10 protein-coding genes and 1 pseudogene are annotated in these 12,365 nt (G+C 56.9%); 9 read left to right on the top strand and 2 right to left on the bottom strand.

Features of this window, described 5'->3' with window-relative positions:
* Window positions 1–608: 608 nt before the first annotated feature.
* Entirely contained in the window at window positions 609–1,790 is a 1,182-nt protein-coding gene (locus tag ABIB80_RS38805; protein WP_354129595.1) for a Fic family protein, read from the top strand.
* Window positions 1,787–2,626 (top strand): trypsin-like peptidase domain-containing protein, encoded by an 840-nt coding sequence (locus tag ABIB80_RS38810; protein WP_354129596.1) that lies wholly within the window; start codon window positions 1,787–1,789, stop codon window positions 2,624–2,626. Before ABIB80_RS38805 ends, ABIB80_RS38810 begins: the two co-directional genes overlap by 4 nt.
* A 32-nt stretch (window positions 2,627–2,658) precedes the next feature.
* Here the strand turns inward: ABIB80_RS38810 and ABIB80_RS38815 are convergent, their stop codons facing one another.
* The gene (locus ABIB80_RS38815) at window positions 2,659–4,107 is read right to left on the bottom strand and encodes a hypothetical protein (protein ID WP_354129597.1); all 1,449 of its coding nucleotides are present in this window, start codon (window positions 4,105–4,107) and stop codon (window positions 2,659–2,661) included.
* Window positions 4,104–5,768, bottom strand: coding sequence for a VPA1262 family N-terminal domain-containing protein (locus ABIB80_RS38820; RefSeq protein WP_354129598.1), 1,665 nt, complete (start codon window positions 5,766–5,768; stop codon window positions 4,104–4,106). The genes ABIB80_RS38815 and ABIB80_RS38820 overlap by 4 nt, the downstream gene beginning before the upstream one ends.
* Before the next feature lie 409 nt (window positions 5,769–6,177).
* Here ABIB80_RS38820 and ABIB80_RS38825 point away from each other — a divergent pair, with 409 nt between their 5' ends.
* The 7 genes and pseudogenes from ABIB80_RS38825 to ABIB80_RS38855 all read left to right on the top strand — a co-directional run.
* Window positions 6,178–6,633 (top strand): hypothetical protein, encoded by a 456-nt coding sequence (locus ABIB80_RS38825; RefSeq protein ID WP_354129599.1) that lies wholly within the window; start codon window positions 6,178–6,180, stop codon window positions 6,631–6,633.
* Between the two features lie 19 nt (window positions 6,634–6,652).
* Entirely contained in the window at window positions 6,653–7,477 is an 825-nt protein-coding gene (locus ABIB80_RS38830; protein WP_354129600.1) for a Swt1 family HEPN domain-containing protein, read from the top strand.
* Between the two features lie 23 nt (window positions 7,478–7,500).
* Window positions 7,501–8,388 carry a hypothetical protein gene (locus ABIB80_RS38835; protein WP_354129601.1) on the top strand — a complete coding sequence of 296 codons (888 nt, stop codon included), beginning with the start codon at window positions 7,501–7,503 and terminating at the stop codon, window positions 8,386–8,388.
* 220 nt (window positions 8,389–8,608) lie between these two features.
* Window positions 8,609–9,031 carry an IS66-like element accessory protein TnpA gene (gene tnpA, locus ABIB80_RS38840; protein WP_354129602.1) on the top strand — a complete coding sequence of 141 codons (423 nt, stop codon included), beginning with the start codon at window positions 8,609–8,611 and terminating at the stop codon, window positions 9,029–9,031.
* Window positions 9,028–9,381, top strand: coding sequence for an IS66 family insertion sequence element accessory protein TnpB (tnpB, locus tag ABIB80_RS38845; protein ID WP_280097107.1), 354 nt, complete (start codon window positions 9,028–9,030; stop codon window positions 9,379–9,381). Before tnpA ends, tnpB begins: the two co-directional genes overlap by 4 nt.
* A 69-nt stretch (window positions 9,382–9,450) precedes the next feature.
* Window positions 9,451–10,737: an IS66 family transposase gene (gene tnpC / locus ABIB80_RS38850; protein ID WP_354129603.1), complete on the top strand. Its 1,287-nt coding sequence runs from the start codon at window positions 9,451–9,453 to the stop codon at window positions 10,735–10,737.
* Window positions 10,738–11,805: 1,068 nt separating this feature from the next.
* Window positions 11,806–12,308: pseudogene (locus ABIB80_RS38855) on the top strand (transposase); the annotation flags it as partial.
* Window positions 12,309–12,365: the final 57 nt, after the last annotated feature.

A 12,365-nucleotide genomic window follows, 5' to 3' on the forward strand; every position in this document is an offset into this window, starting at 1 on the left:
GACAGCGCGAGCCAAGCAACAATGGCCAGGCCATGGATGCGTCTCGCCGGAACACAGCAGATCGCTGACCAGCGGCCTCAAACTGGATCGACTTTGGAGTAAACGACTTTGATACCCCTCGACAACCCGTTCGGCACGAGGTTGTCACCCATGTCTTAGGTACGACCTGTTACCTATGTCTCCGGTCTGGACAAAGAATCGTTGGTTGCGGGGATAGGATTTGAACCTATGACCTTCAGGTTATGAGCCGCCCGGCGATAGGACTAATGAACTGATATTTCTACATAAAACCGCCATGAAAATATTTTTGTGCTAGAATATGTGCTAAATTAGCACTTTAGATATACCCGAATGTGACATATGTCACACTTTTAGGCAAACGCCTTGGCGACCCTCCCAGCTGGGCGCGAGGGTTTGTTATCGCTCGCTACCGAGCTCATCGGGCCCGAAGCTTTGTCCTTCCGGGAAGCGTCAGCACCCTCCCCTCTCCTCCGAATTGAATTGCCAACCGGCAGATGAAGCGGCAAACTAAGCGGCAATTTGATGCCTATGTTTCACAGCAAGCTATTGTAATATATGGAGATTAACCGGCAAAGAAAGCGGCAAAATTGACTTCCCCCGTCACTATGGAGCCCCTCTTCCCCGAAGAGAACAAGGCTCTCTCAGACCTCGCCACCGACCTCGTTGCCAAGGGAAACGCCTTGGCGGGCCGCCTTCACCCCGTCATCCAGCAGGCCATCGGCGACCTCGTCCGGTCGATGAACTGCTACTACAGCAACCTCATCGAGGGGCATCATACCCACCCGGTCGACATCGATCGCGCCCTGGCCGGGGACTACAGTGCCGAGCCCGAGAAACGCAACCTCCAGCTCGAAGCCCGCGCTCACATCGATGTGCAGCGAAAGATTGACTTCGGCTCGGCACCGCAACCCTCCACCTCCAAAGAGTTCATCCTCTGGCTGCACAAGGAATTCTGCCAGCAACTGCCTAGCGAACTGCTGGTCGTCAAAGATCCAAGGACCGGCAAGGAAGAGAAAGTCGTTCCCGGCGAGCTACGACAGGTCCACGTCAAGGTCGGCCACCATATCGCTCCGGCCTCTGAGGACCTGGCCCCGCTCCTTGAACGCTTTGCGTCCGCCTATGGCAACGAGAAGCTTCCCAAAATCCAACGTATCATCGGGGTGGCGGCGTCGCACCATCGGCTTTTGTGGATTCACCCGTTCGCGGATGGCAACGGACGCGTGGCACGGCTGTTCTCCCACGCATTCCTCAAAGAACTTGGTATCGGCTCCAGCCTCTGGTCGGTCTCGCGTGGCCTTGCTCGCGCGGTCGATAACTACAAAGCGGCCCTCCAAGCCGCCGACGAGCCCCGCCGTGGTGACCTCGATGGCCGGGGCAACCTCACCCAGTCCGGCCTTGTGGAGTTCTGCACGTTCTTCCTCACAAGCTGTGTGGACCAAATCGTCTTCATGGAGTCGTTGTTCGAACCCGCCGAACTCCAGCGACGCATGGAAATCTGGTGCGAGGAGGAAGTCCGCGCCGATCGCCTCCCGAAAGGAAGCTGGCCGCTGCTTCGCGAAGCTTTGCTTGCTGGCGAATTCGCTCGTGGCAAAGCCCCCGAGCTTACCGGCTACCAGCAACGCCAAGCCAGAACGGTCCTCAACTCCCTTATTGCAAAAGGCTTCCTGGTCTCTCCGACCTCGCGCTCGGCTGTGCGACTGGGCTTCCCTCTCGCTGTCGTCGATAGGTGGTTTCCGCGCCTCTACACGGGACCGGCAGTTACGGCATGACGGACACTTTGCGAGAGCGCTTTTCAAAAATCCCCTGGTCCTCTTTCGGCCGCCAGACACCTGTGGCTACTCTTGCCCGTTCCGTTCTGCCCGTGGGCAATTTCCCAGGGCGATTGCCGTCGCGGGACGCCGGAATCATGGCTGCGCTAGGCGAGCCGGACTACGAAAAGTACCTGATGGACATTCAGGGCACGGCTTTCCAGGTTGGGCGCGGAAAACTGGTGACGTGCTGGCACGTCTGTGAAGCTCTCAAAGTAAAAGAGGGCCATTCGTACATCCAAACGACGCATCAACGCGCGGATGGCGTATGGGTCAAGGGCTATTGGCCCGTTGAAAGTCAGTTCAGCTTCGTCGATCCCCGCATCCAAAGGGGAAATCCTGATGTCGATATCGGTATCTTGATCAGCACGGCGGTCGGCGATGACGCGATTCCCTATGACGTTCCCCCCGTAACTTGGGGAGACTCCACGCAACTGGGGGTCGGCGACCGCGTGCTTATAGGCGGCTATCCATTGGGGAAAGATATGTTCCTGGCCCTCTCGACTAATCGAGGCATCGTCCAACCGACCTTCTACGACGGCATTGTCAGCGCAATTATCCCGGCCACCAAGGAAACCGAGACACGTCTCATCCAGATCAGCACGATTTCGATGGGGGGCATAAGCGGTGGAGTCGTCTGCGATCCGACCTCAGGCACCATTCTCGGCATGGTGACCAGCGGCCTTGAGACGGCAGGCCAATCAATGCCAATCACCTATGCGATTCCCAGCGAGGTCATTCAACCTTACGCGGAAGCTATCAGCTTCAAGGTCAAGGGCGGCGAAGTTTGGCGTTAGCCATGAATACGCGGCTCGTCGAACCAAAGCTGTCACGGCATACGATACTTCAATTTGAGATAATCAGTCTGTGAGTCGGTTGGGAGATACATCCTCGTCTTGCACAACCAGTCCTCTTGACTGTTTGCGAGAACATACTCGGCATGCGCAAACGGCTGAAGCAACGACAAGGACCTTTTCCAATCCGTAATTATCTCCGATGACGAGCCGTACCAGTTCTGATGCAGGCTAAGGGCTTTCGTCACGATATCTGTGCGTGCCTGTATCGCTGCTTTCGGCCCGAGGCATTCGATGGCATATCCGACAACCGCATAATCGAGGAGCGACGCCCGTATTTCTTGCAGATGAGCACTGGGATCGGATCGATCGAACCCCCATGTCGACCAACGATCATAGGCCAATTGCCACATGGCCTCGCGTTGGCTGCGATTGGCACGCGCTTGAAATGCACGCAAGCAAGTAGCTACATTCTCTCTACCTACGTCATTTAACGCGACATCATTTAATTGGATAGCAGCGATATATGACTCCATCGCCCCCAACAAGACGCCCGCAAGAGCCGCACCGAGCGCTTCCTGTAGTCGAGGATACCGAACCGGATAGCGATTGAAAACATCCATGAGCGTACACCACCGGCTCGGTTCAGCCGACATTTTTAAGAGTAATGCATCCAGCCCATGGACTGTAAGCGTCGGCTGGCCGCCGCGATATACAGCGCTCCGAAGTACGGCAAATTCAAAATACGGACTTGAACACGCAACTGCCAGCGTGAGACAGGACTCTTCATCAGCAACAGCATTTACAAACGAGACGGCAAGAAGAGCCTCGTCAATTCCCGAGATAACACTCAGCAGGTCATTTTGCCCGCATCGCATAAGAATACGGGTGGCCTGCGCTTGAAGAAGCGATGCAGAAATGTAGTCACCGAAACCGTCCAGACATTCGTCGATCCCCTTCCAATCCTTCGTCGCATTGGCGACTGCCAAACGTTCCACGGCGGCCTTTGTGGAAATCGGAGATCGGGTACCTTGCGAAACATCGATGGTTACGCTGCATGATCGAAGTATGGCTTGCAGTATTCCGACGAGATGATGATTCGCCGCAAAGGGGTTCGACAAGAGTTTCCATAGCTCATGGTCGATGTCGCTCATTGCCCCGGCCACAAAAACGGCAGCAAGTGTCCGTTGATGCGGGTCGCCCGCCGGACTCCAGCCTGTCAGTTCTTCAACCATCCACCGTAAAAGCGCGCTCCATTTCTCCATATCAGCTGCACAGGGCCTTACCCCGGCCACCCTGGCGAGCTGAATAAAGCTGTACTCGCCACTAAACGAGCTACATAGCGTCTCGCATGCATCCCAGCTGGTCAGCAAGTCCATTGGTCGATTGATGCCTGCAAGGGCTGCCAACAAATCTCTCGGGCCCGTAGCAGAGCCCGCCCTGCGTGCGTCGGCCAGAACGTCCGCCAAAACAGGATGGGTCATAGAGTTTTCCAGATCAGATGCTCGGACCTCGTCAATTCATCCCATAGGTCGAGGAAAGCATCCATGATGCGACGGCCATCATCAACACGCTGCAGAATATGGTGTGAGCGCCCAATCTGATTCACGGAGATCCCCAGGGACCATGCGAGCGCGCTACCATCTTCTTTTGGAAAGATAAGGAATCGGTCGTGAAAGGGCCAACCCTCCTGGCCTGCCTTCATTCGATACTCAAAGCGAAGGCCAATATCATTCGATTCGGCGGCCTTGAGTTCCTGCCGTTGACGTTCAGCAAAGCTTAGTGTGGGCGGTGGCCGCAGATACGGCACTTTAGCGTGAAGGACCGCAAGAGCGTGGAGCATGAGGGATCTGACGGTCGGCTTCGTGCGAACAGACGGCAATGGCTCGTTTGCCGCCGTCAAGGCACGCAGGTCGGCTCCACTGTGCGTGCAATAGAACAGGGTCTTTAGAACGTCATGGGCGGAAAGATACGGGTCCCACAGCCAGGCACCGTGCCGACCGTGACGGTTGATTAGCCGACGTATATCCTCGAGTGCCGCTTCATGCATATGAGATGACGACGCCTCTCCGGGCGTATATTGCTTGAACAAGCTTTCCTGAAGAAGGCGAGCATTTTCCTCGCGGTAGATGCGCGCGCGCGTCCAATCAAAGGCGCGCTGATCGGTGAGCGGACCAACCGTAGAATTGATCGCTCTTGAAACAGGAATCTCTACGAGCTGATATTTTCCCTCGTCATCCCTGATCTTGAAGGCCCGAGGCTCCGCATTCCTTGATACTGCATGAATGCCAAAATTGATCTGCCTGATGAATCCTGTGCGGCCCTGGGCCGCGAGAAGGATACCTTCATCGTCATCCCAGAGGTAGTTCTCCATCTGTCCATCGCCTGCCGCCGTTGACAAGGTGGCTTGAGGCGAGGCGATGTCTTGCGATGCATATCCGTCGATGACGTTATCGAACTCCGTTGCGCTTACCGCCCGCAATGGACGCGGCGTCGCACTAGGGTGCCAAGCAAGGGTAACGTGAGTATCTCCCGATGCAGGCAACTGAGCAAAGCGTGCCAACACGATGCTTACAGGTATCTGAACGACGATATTGCCTAGCTTATCCGACATGCTACCGATACGGATCGGCACACGCTCCATGATTTTGGCGGAGAGGTCTAATAGTAACCGAGGCGTATCGAAGAACGGACGTAAGCTTTGCTTAGTCTGGTCGAAAAATTCGAATATATGCGACCCGTTATCGAAATTGTTTTTAAGCAGCCTGTTCCAAGGGACATCGAATGAACTGTCCGGTGGCACGAATGCAGGTGCACCCGCCCCCATCTCGCCGAGTTCTATGGTGTCGCTTGAGGACCGCCAACTACCATCAATGATGTCGCTGAGACGAGGCAGTATAGCCGCAATCGGCTTTACAGTTCTGCGAACGCCGAAAAAGGAGTCCTTGAAGTGAGGCAGGTGCATGCGCTTGCCGAGCCAAACCGGGCTCTCACTGGTGTCGGCCGCGTGTTCTTCAGCCACCATGATCGTGAATACATTGGTTGCCTTGCGGGTCGTATTAGAGAACTCAAATATCTCTGTAATTTCGAAATGCGTGTGAAACCCCACTACGCCCGGCACTGTTATTTTCGTGATCCCCGCCATGGCATTCGCGAAAGACACCCCACGCACCTTTGCTAACTCTTCTTTAGTAGGGCGTAACGCGTGGCTCATTTTGCTCGACAATCGACTTTGGTGATTTTGGCATTACGAGATTGCGGTGACAGTGCACCTAACGCCATGGGAGAGAGCGATGGCTGCAATCATAACCGGATCGTTGGCTCGGACGCACTGCTGACCCACGTGAGCCACCCGAACGTGACATAGATCACACAATTAATCAACTTAGACGAGCCACCGACTGGGAGAGAATATCTGCTATCGCCTTGGCTATCCGCTCAGCCACCCAAGCTGTGCCCCCCTGAGCTAGCCGCAAATAACCAAACCCGGTAACTGCGCCTCCGTTTTGGCCGCTTGATTGACCTGCGCCAGACTCAGGCTCAAACTCCGACTCATGAAGTCGCCCTACGACCCCCTCTCTGGCCATTCCAGTGCTGAGCTATTGGACCAGCTCGACATGATGCGTCGAGCAACGACGGCCATGGAACTGCAGAAATATCTTTCCCCTGAGAGCTCTGCGCTGGCCAATGCAATGAGAGACATCGATAGCACACGGAAGCTCATTGAAGCCGCCAGCATAGGTTCACGCCTCACGGAAACCATTCGAGGCATCACAGGCCCGCTGGATCAAATCAACGCCAGCGTGGCCAGTGCCAGACAGCTCCACGAGGTATTTGGGGTAAATAGCGTAACCTCACGGTTTGCCGAGGCCGCCCGCATAATCTCTGACACCCTCGCGCCCGTCAGCACGAGCTTCTCAAGTGCTCAACAGATTTCTGAAGCGTTAGAGAGCGTGAAAATTAACGCACGCATGTTCAACGACCAAATTCCGCGTAGCAAACCAGGCTGACTGGACACGGATCAGCGAGATGGTGAGCGCAGCAAGCCGGCCACTGCAAGGCATCGCTGAAATCACACGACAGTTCGACCAGCTCTCTAAGCTATCGTTGCCGATCATCAAGCTTCAGGACAGCTTGCACTCCGCCCGCGCCATTGCCGAGCTATCCACGATCGGCGCAGCGGTCAACATTGCGCCCCCGTTCAATGCAGGGCTCATCAGGAGCCTCCGCGTCGACCTGGGCGACTGGCGCGATACCATCCTCGATCCGACCGCAATGCTGGACGATCCGGACGCACGGGTTGCGGCCTATGTGAGCCAAGGGTTCAACACGGAGCTTACGGATTTCCCGGCTCAGAGCTTCGATGCGACACTGGCCGCCACCAACATCAGCCTCGGCACCGTCCATGCAGATCTGGCGCCCCCACCAAGTGAGGACGTCCCGGAAGGCAATCGCAAAGGATATGACTGGATCTATATCCTGGAGACCCGGCTACGCGCCTTCATCGTCAGCCGACTCCAGGCAGTGCACCCCCGCTGGGAGCAACGCCTACCGAGCGGCATGTACGAACAGTGGCAAGAGAGAAAAGCTAAGGAGATAGCGGAGGGACGCCCTGAACAGCCCATCATCCACTATGCCGACTTTGCCGACTACAACGACATTATCCTGGGCAACGCTAACTGGCGCGACTGCTTCAAGGAGACGTTCAAGCGCCAGGAAGCCGTACGTGAAGCGTTCAACCGCCTGCGCCCTATTCGCATCGTAGTGGCGCACATGCGCATCCTGACCTCCGAAGAGCATATGCTGCTTAACCTGGAAGTGCGGCGGCTGCTGAGGGCCATTGGCTACTTCTAATTGCCCCTGCCAAGCATTCGTTCATGTCAAAATCCATAGATACCAAACCCGAAACGAAGACGCTCGAAACGACGGCTTTCGATGAGCTGGTCGGGGAGGACATCATCGCGTTTCTCTTCGCCCATGCACCAACCAAAGTAATCTCGCGAGTCGCAAGGGCTCTCACGCACTACAACCGAGCCCCGGATTTGATCGGCCTTGATGAGGAAATGGGTGCCGTTAGGCTGATTGCAGCTGAAGAAGAATTAGTCGTCGCAATCTTTGAGTGGCTCAAGCTCAACGATGACAAGTTCCCTGAACACAGAGACTTTGTTCGCAAATTCAAGAACCACGTCGTCAAGCTGTCGGTCTATCCGGTGATTGCGCAATTTCGCTTCATCCTGGGAGATATGCTCAAGAACTTTTCACCAGGCGGCCTTGAGTTCATCAGTTGGAGCGCCAAACCCGTAATCGATGGGACGAGCATCAAACTGGCGATTTACGGGGCAAAGGGCGAGGAGATCTTCCGGCATACCCCTCTTGCCGTCATGATTTCTCAGGACGAAACCTATGGTGACGATGTTATCCCATCCTTGCTGGCGGACTTAGAGGAGAACATCCGAGATAGCCGCAACCTCACGCTAAAGCAGTTCTTGCTCGAACGGGCCGACTACCGAAACAAGCTTCTCTACGCGACTGATGCGTGGGGCCAAATTGTTATGGACGATTCTCTCGAAGAACTCATCGGCATGTTTAAGCAGACTTATCACGACCTGCTCTGGGTCCTCGTCATTCTGATCGGCGCAGAAATGCCTAGTAAGGAATGGGGCCTTGTAAGCCAGTTTATCGGCTTGTATCGCGAAGTCTTAATCAAAGCTGGTGTCCTTCGCGCCGACAATACGGTTTCAGAGATTCCTTCCGATCTGGCTTAATCTACCCTAGCTGTCGCCTCCCCGGCTTTGGCAGGGTTCACGATCTGCCATCCGTCGGCTTCCAGCTTCGTGAACCCCCTTCGCAGCACCTTGAGAACATCGCTGGTGGCGTCGTAAATCTCCTGGCAGCGGCGATCTTTTGTAAGCGCTTAGCCGGAACCCTTGCTTCGGGATATGGATAACTATGCGAAGAAGCCTCCGGCTTGGACGGAGGTTTGTGATGGGATTGGACAGCGAAAAGGACGTCCATTCGGACGGCCCATCGGCGCGGTTGGTGAGCCGGCTGGAAGTTCTTGAACGACCGTCGGGGCGCCGCGTGCGTTCGGAAGCTGAGAGAGCTCGGATCGTCGCCGAGAGTCTGTTGCCCGGTGCCCAGGTGTCCGAGGTTGCGCGCAAGCACGGAGCGACGCGCTGGCAGATCTACGATTGGCGGCGGCGGTTTCGACAGCGAGGCATGTTGCCGCCGTGCGGGGCGTCCCCGCCGACATTCGCGCCGCTGGTCGTGGAACATGCGTTGGAGGAGCGTCAGACTCCGGCGATCAAGCTTGAGATCGCGATCGGTGATGTCGTGCTGCGGACGGATACGGACATTGATGGTGAGCAGCTCTCCCGGGTGATCCGTGCGGTCCGAGCGTCACGATGATTGCGGCCGGTGCTGATCTGAAGATTTACGTTGCAATGCGGCCGATCGACTTCCGCTGTGGCCACGATGGGCTTGCGGCAAAGGTGCAGGAGGTGCTCCGTCTCGATCCGTTCAGCGGCGCAGCCTTCGTGTTCCGATCCAAACGAGCGGACCGGATCAAGATTTTGGTCTGGGATCGAACGGGCCTGGTGTTGGTGCACAAGCGCCTCGAAGGTTGCAAGTTCGTTTGGCCAACGATCGCGGACGGCGTGATGCGGATATCGCCGGCGATGTTCGCTGCCTTGTTCGAAGGGCTGGATTGGAGATTGGTCCGCCCGGAAGAAGCACGGCGCCCGCAGGCGGCGGGATAACTGCGGCAGAATGACTCGGCAGCTATTTTGATCGTGGCACACGCGGCGGCGATGTGCTCGAAATAGCGCATGAGCATCGCGGCGCTGCGCGACGAAAACGAACGCCTGAAGGCGCTTTTGACGCAAACGCAGGCGGCCTTGAGCGAGCATCAGGGGGCGCTGGCGGCGTCGGAAGAAGCCCGACGCCGCCAGGAGATCATTCTTGGCGAATTGCGACGCGACAGGTTCGGCGCGAAATCCGAGAAGCTGCGACCAGATCAGTATCATTTGCCGCTCGAAGACGTGGAGATCGCGCAAGGCATACTGGATGCCGCGCAGGAGAGAGCCGAGGCGGTGATCCAGGGCCGATCACGGAACGCGCCAGATCATGATTCTCATCGCAATCGCGGCTGCTTGCCTGTCCATTTGCCGCGGGTGGAACGGATCATCGAGCCTGCAAGCACGCTTTGCCCGTGCGGTTGCGGCGCCATGACGAAGATCGGCGAGAACGTTAGCCAGCGTCTTGACGTGATCCCGGCGCAATGGCGCGTGCTGGTCACGCGCCGCCCGAAATATATCTGTCGCCGCTGCTCGGGCCCCGTCGTGCAGGCGCACGCACCGGAGCACGTCGTGCCCGGCGGGCTGCCGACCGAAGCGGCCATCGCGCACGTGATCGTCTCCAAATTTGGCGACCATACGCCATTGTACCGTCAGGCCGAGATCTATGCGCGCCAGGGGATCCGGCTTGATCGGGCGACACTGGGCAACCGGTCTGGCCGCGCCTGCTTCCATCTTCAGCCCATCGCCGACCACATGCGCCACCACCTGGCCATGGCGGATCGGCTGTTCATGGATGAGACCAAGGCGCCGGTACTCGATCCCGGGCGCGGCCAAACGAAGAAAGGCTACTTCTGGGCGATCGCCTCAGACGACCGCGGCCACAGCGGGCCAAGTCCGCCGATCGTGCTGTTCCGATATGCCCCCGGTCGCAGCGGTGCCTTTGCCGAGCAGTTCCTCGACGGCTTTGGCGGACGCTACCTGCAATGCGATGCCTATGACGGGTATGACCGGTTGAACGAAGTCGTTCGACCGCAAGGGCCATGGACGCTCGTGCATTGCTGGAGCCATTTGCGCCGGCGCTTCGTCAAATTGGTGCGCAACAGCAAGTCACCGATCGCCGAGGCCGCTGTTCGGCACATCGCGCAGCTTTACGCCATCGAAGCCATGGTGCGCGGCTCATCGCCGGACATCCGGTTGGCCATCAGACACATTGTCCTCAGCCGTGCGTACGATCTGATTGAGTCGGCCGGCTGTGTCGGTGTTGGTTGGGTCCGCGACAAGCAGCTTGGTGGAAGCGGCAGTAAGTGTTGCGGTTAGAAATTTGATTAAATCTAGCTTGTGACTCGCGATGGTCTCTTTCTGTTGTGCGCACGAAAAAAGCCCGGCGTGCGCTGCCGGGGTGAACTATCGACCGTGGAAAAGTTATAACTATGTTTCGGCACCCCACGTGGTGGGCACTTCAAAGCGCTAGGTGACGTCTTGGTGCATCTGCGCTATGGAGCGCCTCATCTCACGATGGGCCCGGCTGATGAACGCGCGCTCGACACAATATCCCGCTGAGAACGACGCAACGACGGCAACCCCGCAGGCGATATAGCTGCTCGTTAAGTCCCACCAAAGATTGATGCCGGCGACCATAGCGAAAATAAGCACTATGGCTCCGTTGCGAAAGGCTTTAACCAATGCCTACCCCTAGGTCATGTACAGTAGCATCGCATTTGCGATGCTTAGCTGCGCTTTATGCTAGTCGTCCGTCGAATTTCTGCGCGGAGGTGGCTAATTGTCGTCGGCAGGCGTTTGTCCTATTCAGCGATCACACCCAACGGGAAGATCACCGTGAGACTACGCGGATGACCGGTTCGCTGTTCGTATTCCCTGATATCCACTTCGCGCGTAACATTGGACAATGAATCGTCGAAGCCGGTTTGAACCTGACCCTCTTCGATCCATGATCGGCCACCGTCGCACTGATCCGCTTGCCGACATACTGTGGTCGGCGCGAGCGCTTAGGGCGGTAGACCGTGTTTCAACAGTCCAGTGGGTCATCTTCCCTCATCGCTACAATCGGTTTTTTTACCAAAGGTTGTGGCGGGAATAAGTTAGTCGGGGCCTCGGCGCACGTCTGAAACCATCCGAAAGATCATGCCAAGCAGCATGCCGATTGTGAGTCCCATCACCGCGATCATTTCCAGCCCCCTTCGCTCGTGCTGGATGATAAAAGTGAACCAGAGCCTTTAGCGGGCGTTTACTGGCCCACATGCGCTGCATTTCTGCTCAGCACAGGCGCTTATTGCCGCGGTTGGGAGTGACCTGCCCCCGCCAAATGAGGCCAGTTTGAACTGGAATTTTCCACTTATGATCCCCTGAGGGGGAGAGGATAATTCCATGAAGGCATCGAAGTTTTCAGAGGCGCAGATTGCATTCGTGCTGAAGCAGGCTGAAGGCGGCTCGGCGGTGGCCGAGGTCTGCCGCAAGGCCGGGATCAGCGAGGCAACCTTCTACAACTGGCGGAAGAAGTATGCAGGCTTGATCCCCTCGAAGATGAAGCGGCTGCGTCAGCTTGAGGAAGAGAACGGGAAGCTGAAGCGGATTGTCGCCGACCTGTCGTTGGACAAGGCCATGCTTCAGGATGTGCTCTCAAAAAAGCTCTGAGGCCTGGCCGCAAGCGCGAGCTTGTCGACAAGGTGCGAAGTGACTGGAAGGTGTCAGTCAGGCGGGCCTGCTCCACGCTTCGGGTTGATCGCGCTCTTTACGTCTACAAGTCGAAGCGCGGCGACCAGGCCGCTCTCAAACACCGGATCAAGGACATCTGCGCGACGCGGGTGAGATACGGCTATCGGCGCATTCATGGTACGCCTCCGATGGGGGCCGTCTTGCGTGAGGGTTGGTAATTCGCGAAGCGTGTGACCTTAAGTCTAGCTTTAAGGTCATCAGGCGATGCGGGT

This window comes from Bradyrhizobium sp. i1.15.2 (genome assembly GCF_040548425.1).
Taxonomy (GTDB): Bacteria; Pseudomonadota; Alphaproteobacteria; order Rhizobiales; family Xanthobacteraceae; genus Bradyrhizobium; species Bradyrhizobium canariense.